The sequence below is a fragment of the Pseudonocardia alni genome, from assembly GCF_002813375.1.
Taxonomy (GTDB): Bacteria; Actinomycetota; Actinomycetes; order Mycobacteriales; family Pseudonocardiaceae; genus Pseudonocardia; species Pseudonocardia alni.
This window is the reverse complement of the sequence record NZ_PHUJ01000003.1, coordinates 3143485-3156793: the sequence shown is the minus strand read 5'-3', so window position 1 is coordinate 3156793 and position 13309 is coordinate 3143485. Positions and strand designations below refer to the sequence as shown.

Below are 13309 nucleotides of genomic sequence, written 5' to 3'. Positions count from 1 at the left end.
CCGCGGAAACCGGAAATCACGCCCGGTCCCGCGACCGTGACGAGCGTGTGTGAACTGGAGTCTCTTACATGCCCGCAATCGTGTTGATCGGCGCCCAGTGGGGCGACGAGGGCAAGGGCAAGGCGACCGACCTGCTGGGCGGGCAGTTCGGCTGGGTCGTCCGCTACCAGGGCGGCAACAACGCCGGGCACACCGTCGTCACGCCGGACGGCCGCGACTTCGCGCTGAAGCTCATCCCGTCCGGGATCCTGTCCCCGGGCGTGAAGAACGTCATCGGCAACGGGGTCGTCGTGAACCCCGAGGCGCTGATCGAGGAGAAGGCCGGGCTGGAGCGGCGCGGCGTCGACACCTCCGGCCTGCTGATCTCGGCCGACTCGCACCTGATCATGCCGTACCACGTGGCGATCGACCGGGTCACCGAGCGCTACCTGGGCAAGGCCAAGATCGGCACGACCGGCCGCGGCATCGGTCCCGCCTACCAGGACAAGGTGGCCCGGGTCGGCGTCCGCGCCGCGGACCTGCTCGACGAGAAGATCCTGCACCAGAAGGTGGAGGCCGCCCTCGAGCTGAAGAACCAGATCCTGGTCAAGGTCTACAACCGGCGCGCGCTGGACTTCAACGAGGTCGTGGACACCGTCCTGGAGCAGTCGAAGGAGTTCGCCGACAAGATCGTCGACACCCGGCTGCTGCTGAATCAGGCCCTGGAGCGCGGTGAGACGCTGCTGCTGGAGGGCTCGCAGGGCACCCTGCTCGACGTCGACCACGGCACCTACCCCTTCGTGACCAGCTCGAACCCGACCGCGGGCGGCGCGTCGGTCGGTTCGGGCATCGGCCCGAACAAGATCACCCGCGTGATCGGGATCCTGAAGGCCTACACGACCCGCGTCGGGTCCGGCCCGTTCCCGACCGAGCTCCTCGACGAGATGGGCGAATGGCTGCGCAAGACCGGCGGTGAGGTCGGCGTCAACACCGGCCGTGCGCGGCGCTGCGGCTGGTTCGACGCCGTCATCGGCCGGTACGCGGTGCGCGTCAACGGCATCACCGACGTCTTCCTGACCAAGCTGGACGTGCTGTCCGGGCTGGAGTCGGTGCCGATCTGCGTCGGCTACGAGGTCGACGGCCACCGCGTCGACGAGATGCCGATGACCCAGACCGGCTTCCACCACGCCGTCCCGGTCTACGAGGAGATGCCCGGCTGGGTCGAGGACCTCTCCGGTGCCCGCACCTGGGAGGACCTGCCCCCCGCCGCGCAGGCCTACGTGCAGCGGATCGAGGAGCTCACCGGCGCGCCGGTGTCCGCGATCGGCGTCGGCCCCGGGCGGGACCAGACGATCACCCGCTGACCGGCTGCGCCGGCGGCGTCACGACGACCGCCGGCGCTCGTCGCGGACCGGTGTCACCAGGATCGCGGCCAACGGTGCCGCGGCGGCGATCGCGAACGCCGCCGCGTAGCCGGTCGCGCCGACCAGGGCGCCGAGCGCGGCCGGGACCACTGATGCGACGGCGTTCTGGCCGGTGTTCTGCACTCCCAGCGCGCGCCCCGACCAGGCGGGTCCGGCGATCTCGGCGGTGCTGGTGAACGCCAGCCCGTTCGGGGCGACCGTCACCACCGCCCCGACGGCGAGCATCGTCACTGCCAGCCATCCGGCGACGGCGTCGCCGAGCGCGAACAGCAGCAGCACCGCGGCCGCGGCGGCCGCGACCTGGCGCATCGGGCGCAGCCGGGACCCGACCCGGTCCGACCAGACCCCGGTCGCGATCCGGCCGACCGCCCCGGCGATCTGCCCACCGGCGACGAACGCGCCCGCCGCCGCCACGTGCCACCCCTGCTCGCGGACCAGGTACTCGGTCGCGAACGACGCCACCGCGAACTGCGAGACCACCAGCAGTGCACTCGCGCCGTGCACCCGCCACAGGACCGACGTCCCGTAGGGGGAGCGCTCCGGCTCGGCCCCCGCGGGCCGCGGCGCCCGGGGCGGGTCCGGCGCCAGCGTCGCGACCAGCACCGACGCGACGACGCACAGCACCGCGGGCAGCAGCAGCGCCCGGAACGGCCCGACGGCTGCGGCCAGGGTCGGCAGCGTCAGCCCGGCCACGGCGACACCCAGCGGCTGGGACGTCTGCCGGATCCCCATCGCGGTGCCGCGCTCGTGCGCGGCGAACCAGCCCATCACCATCCGGCCGCTGGCGGCGAACACCGACGCCGCGCCCGCGCCGCCCAGGCCGAGAAGCACCAGCAGCAGCGGTCCGGGCCCGATCGGCAGCAGCGCCGCACCCGCGACGGCCGCCGCGCACAGCGCGAGCCCGACCGTCATCACCCCGCGTTCGCCGGACCGGTCGGCGGCGGCGCCCCACAGCACCAGCGTGCACAGCAGACCGACCGTCGGTGCGCCGACGTAGGCGCCGACCTGGGCCAGCGACAGTCCCTCCGTGTCACGCAGCAGCGGCACCACGAACGGCAGCCCGTAGACGAACGAGCAGGCCGCGGTCTGGGCGAACACCCCGACGGCCAGCACCAGCCAGCGACGGCGGGTACGGGTCACGTCGACGGAGGTCATGTACCCACGCTAAGCATCTGTCCCACGATCCGGCCATTCGTTCCCGGATCGTGGGACGGAGTGCGGTGGGTCAGGAGGCGCAGTTCCCGGTGTCGGCGGGGGACGACGCGCCGCTCGCGGCCACGTTCAGCGCCTGCCCGACCTGCTCGGCCGTCAGCACGAAACCGGTCTCGGTGTCGTCCAGCGCGGCGCCGAACACGACGCCGACCACCCGCCCGTCGGGGGTGATCATCGGGCCGCCGGAGTTGCCGGAGCGCACCACCGCGCGGACGGTGTAGACATCGCGCAGCACGCTGCCCTGCTCGTAGATGTCCGGGCCGCGCAGCCGGATCCGCTCGCGGATCTTGCCCGGGGTGACCGTGTACGGGCCGTCCAGCGGGTAGCCCAGGATGATCACGTCGTCGCCGACGCGGGCCGGGTCCGGGCTGAACTGCAGCGGCTGCTCCTCGAGGTCGGGCACGTCGAGCACGGCCACGTCGACCTCGGGGTCGTAGTGGACGACCTGGGCGTCGAGCTGGCGGGCCCGGCCGCTGGACGTCGTCACCTCGACGGTGGTGCTCGACGTCCCGGCGACGACGTGGGCGTTGGTCATCACCCGCTGCGGGGCGACGACGAACCCGGTCCCCTCCAGGGCGCGACGGCAGGACGGGGCGCGCCCGCGGACCTTCAGCACCCGGTCGCGGACCTCGGTGACCACCGGGGACTGCGCGAGCGCGGAGTCCGGCGGGCCGACCGCGGCGACCGGCGTCCGCGAGAACGGGCTGACGACGTCGGGGAAGCCGGAGTCGTCGAGGAGCTGGCGCAGCTCGGCCGGGAGCTTGCGCGCCGCGTCCGGCATCACGTCGTCCACGCCGGCGAGCACCCGCGAGTCGCGCAGGCCGCTGGTCAGGGTGGAGAAGCTCGTCGAGGACAGCGGCAGCGCGATCAGCCAGGCCGCCACCACCACCGCGACCGCCTGCACGCCGGCACCCAGCGTCGAGTCGACCCTGAGGGTGCCCTCGCCGCGGATCCGGTCGCGGATGAACCGTCCGAGGTAGACGCCCGTCGCCTCACCGAGCGCGACGAGCAGCACCACCACGCCGATCCCGAGCAGCACCTTCCCCTGCTGGGACTCCACCTGCCCGGCCAGCAACGGGGCGAGCCGCAGCCCGAGCACCGCGCCGGTCAGTACGCCGGCGAACGACAGCAGCGCCACCGCGACCCCGTGCCGCCAGCCGGACGCCGCGGCCAGCAGGGCGAGGATCACGACGACGACGTCGACCCAGCTGATGCTCACCGGTCCACCACGCCGTGGTCGTCCACCCGGCCTCCTTCCGGTTCGTTCCGCCGGGCGCGGGCCCAGGCGTCGTCGAGATCGAGGACCCGGCCGGCGTCCCAGGGACGCTCCCAGCCGGAACGCTGCAGCAGTGCGGACAGCAGGCCCGCGGTGAAACCCCAGACCATCAGGCCCGCGGCGTCGAAGGCGGGGCCGGTGTGGCCACTGGGGCCGCGCACGGTGAACCGGTTCGCCGGGTCGGTCAGGACCTCCACCGGGACCCGGACGACCCGGGCGACCTCGGCGGTGTCGACCACCCGTACCGGAGACGGCGACGCCCAGTGCGCCAGCACCGGGGTCACCAGGAACCCGGTGGGCGGGATGAACAGGTCCGGCAGGAGGGCCAGCGGTACCACCCCGGACGGGTCCAGTCCGGTCTCCTCCCGGGCCTCCCGCAGCGCGGCGTGCACCGGGCCGGTGTCGGTCGGGTCGAGCCGCCCACCGGGGAAGGCGACCTGCCCGGCGTGCGAGCGCAGCGTCGCCGCGCGCTCGGTGAGCAGCACGTCCGGCCCGCCCGACTCCCCGTCGGTGAACAGCATCAGCACCGACGCCCGGCGCGGCTCGCCGTTGTCGGGCTGCAGCCGTCGCCAGCCGAACCAGGCCGGGTCCAGGCCCAGCGCCCCGTCGACGAGCGGGCGCAGCGACGCCGGCGCCGCCGCGGGGTCGGGGTCGGGCACCTGAGGCACGCCCGCCTGCGCGGTCACCGGAACCGCTCCACGGCGGCCGCGACGTCGTCGGCGGTGCGGAACGGGACGGGCGGGTCCACCATCGCGACGCCACCGTCCGCGCGGGTCACGTAGCTGACCGGGAGCAGCGGCGGGGTGTCCAGCGCGCGGCGCACGGCCCGCTGCGGGTCGGTCACGGCCGGCAGGGTGACCCCCAGCTGCGCGGACAGGGCCAGCGCGGCCACCGGGTCGTCCTGCACGTCGACGGTGAGCACCGGCAGTGCGCCGGGACGCTGTGCGTAGGCCTGCAGCGCGGGCAGCTCGTCGCGGCACGGCACGCACCACGACGCCCAGAAGTTGACCAGCGTCGGACGCCCGGTCAGAGCCGCGCCCAGGTCGGTACTGCCGTCGGCGCCCAGGCACGGCACGGTGATCCCGGCGAGCGGACCGGCCGGGGTGCGGCCGGACGGGGCGGGGCACGGTGCCAGCCGGGCCGAGGCCCGCGCGGCGGCCAGTGCCTGCGGGTCCGCGGCGGCGAGGTCGGTCTCGGGCCGGTCGGCCGGGGCGGCGCTCGCCGCGGGCCCGGCGCCGCCGCTCCCGCCGGGGGCGGGGCCCGAGGGCCACAGCGCCCAGACCGCGATCGCGACCAGGACGACGACGACCACGGTCGAGACGATCTCGGAGCGGGAGGCGCCTGTCCGGGTCACCGGCCGTCCCCGGGCGGCCCCGCGATCCCCGCGAGTGCGAGCAGGTGGTCCCGCTCCGGGCCCTTGACCAGCGCCGCGGCCTCGCCCGGGTCGATGGGGCCGAGCCCGAAGGCGGGACAGTCCGCCGCGAGTGTGCAGGCGCCGCAGGCCGGCTTGCGCGCATGGCAGACCCGGCGGCCGTGGAAGATCACGTGGTGGGACACGATCGTCCAGCCCCGCCGCGGGACGAGCTCGCCGATCGCGTGCTCGACCTTGACCGGGTCCTCCTCGGTCGTCCAGCCCCAGCGGCGCACCAGGCGTCCGAAGTGGGTGTCGACGGTGATCCCGGGGACGCCGAACGCGTTGCCGAGGATGACGTTCGCGGTCTTGCGCCCGATGCCGGGCAGCTTCACCAGCTCGTCCAGCGTCGACGGCAGCTCCCCGCCGTGCCGCTCGACGACGGCGGCGCCCAGCCCGGTCAGCGACGTCGCCTTGTTCCGGTAGAAGCCGGTGGAGCGGATCAGTTCCTCGAGCTCCGTCCGGTCGGCGCCCGCGTAGTCCGCGGCGGTGGGGTACCGGGCGAACAGCGCGGGGGTGACCTGGTTGACCCGCTCGTCGGTGCACTGCGCGGACAGGATCGTCGCGACGGCGAGGTCCAGCGGGGTGGTGAAGTCCAGCTCGCAGTGCGCGTGCGGATAGGCCTCCGCCAGCGACCGGAGGATGCGGTTGACCCGGCGCGCTCGCCCGATCGGGCTCTCCCCGGCCGCGACGCGCGCGGCCAGACCGGCGGCGGCGCGGGGGGTGGGCCGCGACGCCCGCGACGGCCGTCCGGCGGAGGTGCTCACGTGACCGAGCGTACGGGTGGGCACCGACAGTCGTGTCACGGTGTCGCGCCGTGCACCGCTCGCCGCCGGGCGCGGTCCGGTCCACGCCGGTGGTGTTCGACCGGCCGGCGCGGCGACGCGTCCGACGAGCGGTGCGCGCACCCGGCCGGGTGTGCGCCGAACGGGCTACGAGGTCACGGTCGCGTCACGAAGACGTCGACGCGGCCACCCCCGAGCGGCCGGGCTGCGAACCCGTACGGGAGGATCGGAGTTGCCATGACTGCCTGGTTGAGCGTTCTCGTCCCGCTGCTCGTGATGTTCTTCGCGCTCGGTATGGAGCGCGTGGAGTCCCGCATGCGGGAGTCCACCGTGCGCCAGGACGAGCTGGACGAGATGCTCGAACAGCCGCGTCCGGACGAGGTCCGTGCCCTGTTCCGGTCCGGCACGGGCCGCGCGCTGGAGCTGTTCCGGCTGCGTAACCGGCGCCGCCGGGGGGCTCGTCGGAGCCAGGTCCCGTCGGCCTGACAAGATCGCGTACGGGTGCGTGACAGCGCCCCGCGACGAATCGGACCCGATCGGATGTCAATCCGATCGGGCCAGTGGTGCGCACGTGTGTGGCGAAGACCTCTACACTGACGCGCCGACGACCCGCCGTGACGATACGGCCGGTGAACGAGGAGCATTGCAGTGGACGAGGTTCTGATCCGGGCAGGGATCTTCCAAGGTGTGGAGCCCCAGGCCGCCGAGGCGCTGGCCGAAGCTCTGGAGACTGCCGAGTTCTCCCGCGGGCAGGTCATCTTCTCCGAAGGTGAGCCCGGTGACCGCCTCTACATCGTGTCGGGCGGGAAGGTGAAGCTCGGCCGGAAGTCCCCCGACGGCCGGGAGAACCTACTCATGGTGGCCGGCCCGTCGGACATGTTCGGCGAGCTGTCGATCTTCGACCCGGGCCCGCGCACGTCGTCGGCGACCGCGGTCACCGAGGTGCGCTGCTACACCATGGACCGCAGCGCGCTGCGGGAGTGGATCGGCAAGCGTCCGGAGATCGCCGAGCAGCTGCTGCGCGTGCTGGCCCGTCGCCTGCGCCGCACCAACAACATGCTCGCCGACCTGATCTTCACCGACGTGCCGGGCCGTGTGGCGAAGTCGCTCCTGCAGCTCGCGCGCCAGTTCGGCTCCCAGGAGTCGGGGCTGCTGCGGGTCACCCACGACCTCACGCAGGAGGAGATCGCCCAGCTCGTCGGCGCCTCCCGCGAGACCGTGAACAAGGCGCTCGCCGACTTCGCGCACCGTGGCTGGCTGCGTCTCGAGGGCAAGAGCGTGCTGATCCTGGAGCCGGAGCGGCTCGCGCGGCGCGCGCGCTGAATTCTCTGGTACGGGCGTCCCAGATCATGTGATGCTGGGGCGTGCCCGCCGCTCTCTCCGACTACCGCGCCGCCCTGGGCACCCCCGGGGCGGCCGCGCCGGTCTGTGCCTCCGTCCTCGGTCGGTTCCCGATCGCCATGCACAGTCTCGCCACGCTGCTCTACGTCCGTGAGGTCCACGGCTCCTACGCCGTCGCCGGAGCGGTCTCGGCGGCGCTGCTGATCGGGACCGCGGTCGGCACGGTCGTGCAGGGGCGGGTGCTGGACCGGCTGGGCCCGACCCGGCCGATGCTGGTGCTCGTCGCGGTCTACCTGCTGTGCGTCACCGGGCTGGTGCTGAGCATCGAGTACCGGGCGGCGCTGCCGCTCACCGTCGCGGTCGCGGTCGTCACCGGGCTCGCGACGCCGGCGTTCGAGGGATCGTCGCGGGCGCTGTGGTCGGACCTGACCCCGCCCGGGCCGCGCCGCGAGGCCGCCTACACCTACGAGGCGATCAGCCTCGAGATCTTCTTCATCATGGGTCCCGCGCTGGCCGCGGTGCTGGTGGTGGCGACGCCGTGGCCGGGCACCGCGCTCGTCGTCGCGGCGACCGCGGAGATCGTCGGCACCACCTGGTTCGCGCTGACCGCCGCCGTACGACGCCGCTCGGCCCGCATCCGCGCCGAGCGCGCCGACGGGTCGCTGCCGGTCGAGGCCGGGCTGCTCGGGGTGTTCCGGCGCCCCGGGCTGCGGACGGTGGCGCTGGCGTCGCTCGGGTTCGGGCTGGTGGCGGGGACCGCCGAGGTCGGCGTGATCGCCGCGACCGCGTTCGCCGGCTCGCCCGCCGCCGGCGGGGTCCTGCTCTCGCTCTGGTCGGTGGTCTCGGTGCTGACCGGGGTGCTCTACGGGATGCGGCCCTGGCCGCGGCCGTTGCATCTGCGGCTGCCGGTCCTGCTCGCCGGCTTCGCCGTCCTGGTGACGGCGATGGGGCTCGTCTCCCCGCTCGGCTCGCTGGTGCTGCTGGCCGTGGTGATGATGGTCGCCGGCGCGCTGATCACCCCGCAGGTCACCGCGCACTCCCTCGGCGTCGAGCAGACCGCTCCGGCGGGGTCGGCGACCGAGGCGTTCAACTGGATGGTGATGGCCGCGGTGCTCGGGGTCTCGGTCGGGCAGGCCCTGTCCGGCGTCATGATCGACCTCGTCGGGCCGGGCGGATACGCGACGGGCGGCGCCCTGGGGCTGCTCGTCGCGGGGCTGCTGTGGCTGCGCCGCGGATCGGTCGCCGACACCGAGCCCCGCGTCGTCGCGGCCGGGAGCCGGGCGTGAGCGGCGCCGGGGAGCTGCGGCGGCTGCGCGACGTCGTCGCCGGCGACATGGCCGGCGCGGACGTCGCGCACGATCTCGGGCACCTCGACCGGGTCGCCGGGCTGTCGGCCCGGCTCGCGGTGCGGGAGGGCCTGGACGGGTTCGTCGCCGCCGTCGCCGCCTATGTGCACGACCACCACCGGGCCGCCGAGGCCCGGCTCGGCCGCGTCGTCGCCCCCGCGGAGGTCCGCGACGACGCCCGGGACGCGCTGCGTCGCGGCGGGGTCGCCGAGCAGCTGTGGGACCCGGTGCTCGACGCCGTCGAGGCCACCGGCCGGTACTCGTTCTCCGCGGCGGTGTCGGCGCCCACGGCGGACCGGATCGCGGCCTGCCTGCACGACGCCGACATGCTCGACGCGATGGGCGCCACCGGCATCGCCCGCGCGTTCGCCTACGGCGGCGCGATCGGCGAGCCCCTGTGGGACCCGGCCGCGGGCGTCGCGACCGGCGGCTACCGGTCCGGGCCGACCGGCTCGGTCGTCGCCCACTTCCACGAGAAGCTGCTGCGGCTGCGGGGCGAGCTGCGCACCGCCGCCGGCCGCGAGATGGGCGAGCGGCGGCACGCGGCCCTGGAGGAGTTCCTGCGCCGGTTCCGTGAGGAGTGGGTCGACGCCCACGGCGACTCCGACGGCGCCCCGCCCGGGGTCTAGATCGGGTCGAGGATCCGCTTCAGGAACTGCCGGGTGCGGGGTCGTTCCGGCTCGACCAGCACCCGCGACGGCGGACCGGACTCGGCCACCACCCCGCCGTCGACGAAGAGGACCTGGTCGGCGACCTGCTGGGCGAAGCGGATCTCGTGGGTGACGATGACCATCGTCCGGCCCGCCGTCGCCAGGTCCTTGATGACCCGCAGGACGTCGCCGACGAGTTCGGGGTCCAGCGCCGAGGTGGGCTCGTCGAACAGCATCAGCTGCGGGTCGAGGGCCAGCGCGCGGGCGATCCCGACGCGCTGCTGTTGGCCGCCGGAGAGCTGGTAAGGGTACTGGTCGGCCTTCTCGGCCAGCCCCACCTGGTCCAGCAGCCGCCGGGCGTCGGCGGTCGCGTCGGCCCGGGGGCGCCGCTGCACGATCACCGGACCCTCGATGACGTTCTCCAGGACGGTGCGGTGCGGGAACAGGTTGTGCGACTGGAACACCATCGCGGTCCGGGACCGGAACCGGGCCAGCGTGGACCGGTCGACGGGGGCGCCGAAGTCGACGGCCAGGTCGCCGATGGTGATCACCCCGGCGTCGGCCCGGTCCAGCGCGTTCAGGGCACGCAGCACCGTCGTCTTGCCCGAACCGGACGGCCCGATCACCGCGGTGACGGTCCCGGCCGGGACGTCGAACCCGATGTCGCGCAGGACCTCCAGCGTCCCGAAGGACTTCCGCAGGCCCCGGACGGTCAGCAGGTCGCTCATCGCGCCACGTACCTCTCCAGCCGCGTCTCCACCCGTACCTGCACGGACGAGAGGATCAGGCAGACGATCCAGTAGTACACCGCGGCCACGCCGTAGAGGGCGAAGAAGTCGAACGTCGGCGCCGCGGCCAGCTGGGCGACCCGCAGCAGCTCGGTCACCAGGATGGTCGAGGCCAGCGAGGTGTCCTTGACCAGCGAGATCAGCGTGTTCGACAGCGGTGGGACGGCGGTGCGCGCGGCCTGGGGGAGGATCACGCGTCGCAGCGTCGTCGGGTACCCCATGCCGATGGTCTGCGCGGCCTCCCACTGTCCCTTCGGGATGGACAGGATCGCCGCCCGGATGACCTCGGCCGCGTAGCCGCCGACGTTGAGGCTGAACGCGATCACCGCGGACGGGAACGGGTCGATCACCAGCCCGAGCTGCGGGAGCGCGTAGAACACGATGAACAGCTGGACCAGCAGCGGCGTGCCGCGCACCACCGAGATGTAGGCGCGGGCCAGCCAGGACAGCGGTCTGATCGAGGAGATCCGGGCCAGCGCCAGCAACAGGGCCAGGACCAGCCCGATGACGAAGCTGATCGCCGTCAGCGGGATGGTCATCGTGACCGTCGCCCTCAGCATCGGCCACAGGTTGCGGCCGATCAGCTCCCAGGTGGCGGGATCCATCTACTTCCCGCTGACGTCGCTGCCGAAGTACTTCTCGGACAGCTGCGTCAGCGTGCCGTCGGCCCGCAGCTCGGCCAGCGCCCGGTCCACGTCGGGCATCAGGCCGCTGTCCTTGCGGGCGGCGAAGGCCTGCTCGCTGGTGTCCCCGGTGGTGCCGGCGACCTTGATGCCCTTGTCCCCGGTCGACTTCTCGTACTCCCCGACGGCGAGGTTGTCGTTGACGGTGGCGTCGACCCGGCCGTCCTTGACGAGCTGGACGGCCTGCACGAAGCCCTCCACCGCCTCGACGTTCGCGCCGGCGCCGCGGGCGACCTCGGCCCAGTTGCTGGTCGCGGACTGCGCGGTGGTGCGGCCCCGCAGGTCGGCGAGGGTCCGGATCGCGGTGTCGTCGGCGCGGGTGACGATCACGCCCTCGGACACGGTGTAGGGGGTCGAGAGGTCGTACCTCGCCTTCCGCTCGTCGTTGACGGTGACCTGGTTGGCGACCAGGTCGATCCGCTGCGACTCCAGCGCGGCGAAGATCGAGTCCCACGGGGTCTGGACGAACTCGACCTCCTTGCCCAGCTTGGCGCCGACCGCGCGGGCGACCTCGACGTCGTAGCCGGTCAGCTGTCCGTCGGGGCCCTGGAAGCTGAAGGGGCTGTAGGTCCCCTCGGTGCCGACGCGCAGCGTGTCGGACCCGCCGCTGCTGCAGCCGACGAGGGTGGTGAGGGCCAGCAGCGCGGCGGCCAGGGCCAGGATCGTGCGACGCACGGGGTCTCCTTCGGGCGGAACGGGGCCGACGGACGGCGATGCCCCGTCGGGATGCGGGGACCCTAGGCCGGTCGGTCGTGTCGGTTCAACGCTCCGTGCGGTCCCGTTCATCCACGCAGGTGATCCAGCTGTGCGCGCACGGACAGCTCGGCGGCGTCCCACAGCGAGGTGTCGACGTCGGCGTAGACGATCTCGACGACGTCGCGTGCCGAGGCGTCGGGCCCGAGCCGCTCCAGCGCGGCCCGCACCTGCTCCAGCCGCTGCTCGCGGTGGGCGAGGTAGTGCCGCGCGGTGTCGGCGGCGTCCGGGAGCTCCGGACCGTGCCCGGGGAGGACCGGGGTGCCCGCGGGCAGCTCCGCGATCCGGCGCAGCGAGTCCAGGTAGGGCCCGAGGGTGCCGTCGGGGTGGGCGATGACGGTGGTGCCGCGGCCGAGCACGGTGTCGCCGGAGAGCAGCGCGACGCCGTCGGAGCCGGGGCCGCGCAGCAGCAGCGACACCGAGTCCGAGGTGTGGCCGGGGGTGGTCAGCACCTCCAGTTCGACCCCGCCACCGGCGACGACGGCGCCGTCGACCAGCGGGGTGGTCCCCGACGCCAGCGACGGGTCCGCGGCGAACACGGGTGCCCCGGTCAGCTCGACGAACCGGCCGATCCCGCCGGCGTGGTCGTGGTGGCGGTGGGTCAGGACGACCGCGGCCACCGGCGTGCCGTCGGCCAGCGCCTCCAGGTGCGTGCCGTCGTCCTCACCCGGGTCGACGACGATCCGGTCGTGCGCGTCCGACGCCGCGAGGACCCAGGTGTTGGTGCCCTCCAGGGTCATCGGGCCGGGGTTGTCCTGCAGCAGCACCGACGCCAGCGGGTGCGCGGCGCGCAGGGCGCCGTAGAGCGGGTGGCTCACCGGGTCGTCTCCTCGTAGATCCAGTCGGGGTCGCCGGGCAGGGTGATCGTGACGACCCTGCCCTCGCGCCGCACCTCGGGGGTGATCGGCTCGATGTCGCGCGCCGCGGCGGCGGCCAGCACCTCGCCCGCGCTGTCGTGCCGGTGCAGCTCCTGCAGGGTCCGCAGGGTGGGCGGCATCAGCTTCAGGTCGCCGTCGTCGTGGCCGGACAGGGCCTCGGCCGGGCTCCACCAGCGCGCCTCGACGGCCTCGGTGGTGGCGTCGTCGGCGACCTGGCCGTCCGGCACGCGGGCGACGAGGAACGCGGTGTCGTAGCGCTTCGGGTTGCGCGGCGGGGTGATCCAGCGGGACCACGGGACCAGCAGGTCCGCGCGCAGCTCCAGGTCGTGCGCCGCGAGCAGCCCCGGCAGCGTGATCCGGCGGGCGACGAGGTCGTCCCGCCAGGTCGCGGCGGCGTCCAACCGGCCGGGCTCGGTGCCGGCGGGGGCGGCCAGCAGCACGCCGCACTCCTCGAACGTCTCGCGGACGGCGGCCGTCACCAGCGCGGCGGCCAGGTCCGCGGGCTGGGCCAGCCGGGCACCGAACCGTTCCGGCTCCGGTCCGCGCCACCGGGCGGGGTCCGGCTCGTCACCGGCGGAGACCCCGCCGCCGGGGAACACGGTCATGCCGCCGGCGAACGCCATCCCGGCCACCCGCCGCTGCAGGAAGACCTGCAGGTCACCGGTGCCCGGCTCGTCGCGGACCAGCAGTACGGTCGCGGCGGCCCTCGGCTCGACCGGCTGCGCTGCCGGATCATCGCTCATGGCCGCCGACCCTAGGTCATGATCGGGGCCGGTCGGCGGT

15 protein-coding genes are annotated in these 13309 nt (G+C 74.1%); 5 read left to right on the top strand and 10 right to left on the bottom strand.

Going from position 1 to position 13309, the window contains the following annotated elements:
• The first annotated feature begins 68 nt into the window (after positions 1-68).
• Positions 69-1343, top strand: coding sequence for an adenylosuccinate synthase (locus tag ATL51_RS15670; RefSeq protein WP_100879026.1), 1275 nt, complete (start codon positions 69-71; stop codon positions 1341-1343).
• Positions 1344-1361: 18 nt separating this feature from the next.
• On the opposite strand, the gene ATL51_RS15665 is transcribed toward ATL51_RS15670, so the two are convergent.
• From ATL51_RS15665 to nth, 5 genes are all read right to left on the bottom strand, one after another.
• Entirely contained in the window at positions 1362-2558 is a 1197-nt protein-coding gene (locus ATL51_RS15665; protein WP_100879025.1) for an MFS transporter, read from the bottom strand.
• Between the two features lie 70 nt (positions 2559-2628).
• A complete protein-coding gene (locus ATL51_RS15660; RefSeq protein WP_073576140.1) occupies positions 2629-3828 on the bottom strand; it encodes a MarP family serine protease in 1200 nt (399 codons plus the stop codon).
• A 2-nt stretch (positions 3829-3830) separates the two neighbouring features.
• A complete protein-coding gene (locus tag ATL51_RS15655) occupies positions 3831-4577 on the bottom strand; it encodes an NUDIX hydrolase (RefSeq protein WP_167379074.1) in 747 nt (248 codons plus the stop codon).
• On the bottom strand, positions 4574-5245 hold the full coding sequence (locus ATL51_RS15650) for a TlpA family protein disulfide reductase (RefSeq protein WP_208622998.1): 672 nt from the start codon (positions 5243-5245) through the stop codon (positions 4574-4576). The genes ATL51_RS15655 and ATL51_RS15650 overlap by 4 nt, the downstream gene beginning before the upstream one ends.
• Complete coding sequence (nth, locus tag ATL51_RS15645) at positions 5242-5973, bottom strand: endonuclease III (RefSeq protein ID WP_301549256.1); 732 nt, start codon at positions 5971-5973, stop codon at positions 5242-5244. Before nth ends, ATL51_RS15650 begins: the two co-directional genes overlap by 4 nt.
• 351 nt (positions 5974-6324) lie before the next feature.
• On the opposite strand from nth, the gene ATL51_RS15640 reads away from it, so the two are divergent.
• From ATL51_RS15640 to ATL51_RS15625, 4 genes are all read left to right on the top strand, one after another.
• Positions 6325-6573: a hypothetical protein gene (locus ATL51_RS15640; protein ID WP_043282623.1), complete on the top strand. Its 249-nt coding sequence runs from the start codon at positions 6325-6327 to the stop codon at positions 6571-6573.
• Positions 6574-6735: 162 nt separating this feature from the next.
• Positions 6736-7410, top strand: coding sequence for a Crp/Fnr family transcriptional regulator (locus tag ATL51_RS15635; RefSeq protein WP_020628211.1), 675 nt, complete (start codon positions 6736-6738; stop codon positions 7408-7410).
• Between the two features lie 41 nt (positions 7411-7451).
• Positions 7452-8714, top strand: coding sequence for an MFS transporter (locus tag ATL51_RS15630; protein ID WP_301549043.1), 1263 nt, complete (start codon positions 7452-7454; stop codon positions 8712-8714).
• The gene (locus ATL51_RS15625) at positions 8711-9403 is read left to right on the top strand and encodes an HD domain-containing protein (RefSeq protein WP_100879023.1); all 693 of its coding nucleotides are present in this window, start codon (positions 8711-8713) and stop codon (positions 9401-9403) included. Before ATL51_RS15630 ends, ATL51_RS15625 begins: the two co-directional genes overlap by 4 nt.
• Here ATL51_RS15625 and ATL51_RS15620 read toward each other — a convergent pair.
• The 5 genes from ATL51_RS15620 to ATL51_RS15600 all read right to left on the bottom strand — a co-directional run bounded on the left by ATL51_RS15620 (position 9400) and on the right by ATL51_RS15600 (position 13269).
• Positions 9400-10152, bottom strand: a complete 753-nt coding sequence (locus ATL51_RS15620) for an amino acid ABC transporter ATP-binding protein (RefSeq protein WP_073576029.1) — start codon at positions 10150-10152, stop codon at positions 9400-9402. The two genes, ATL51_RS15625 and ATL51_RS15620, sit on opposite strands and share 4 nt — an antisense overlap.
• A complete protein-coding gene (locus tag ATL51_RS15615) occupies positions 10149-10817 on the bottom strand; it encodes an amino acid ABC transporter permease (RefSeq protein WP_062398750.1) in 669 nt (222 codons plus the stop codon). The genes ATL51_RS15620 and ATL51_RS15615 overlap by 4 nt, the downstream gene beginning before the upstream one ends.
• The gene (locus tag ATL51_RS15610; RefSeq protein ID WP_100879022.1) at positions 10818-11570 is read right to left on the bottom strand and encodes an amino acid ABC transporter substrate-binding protein; all 753 of its coding nucleotides are present in this window, start codon (positions 11568-11570) and stop codon (positions 10818-10820) included.
• A 107-nt stretch (positions 11571-11677) separates the two neighbouring features.
• Complete coding sequence (locus ATL51_RS15605) at positions 11678-12466, bottom strand: MBL fold metallo-hydrolase (protein WP_100879021.1); 789 nt, start codon at positions 12464-12466, stop codon at positions 11678-11680.
• Entirely contained in the window at positions 12463-13269 is an 807-nt protein-coding gene (locus ATL51_RS15600; RefSeq protein WP_100879020.1) for an NUDIX hydrolase, read from the bottom strand. Before ATL51_RS15600 ends, ATL51_RS15605 begins: the two co-directional genes overlap by 4 nt.
• Positions 13270-13309 lie beyond the last annotated feature (40 nt).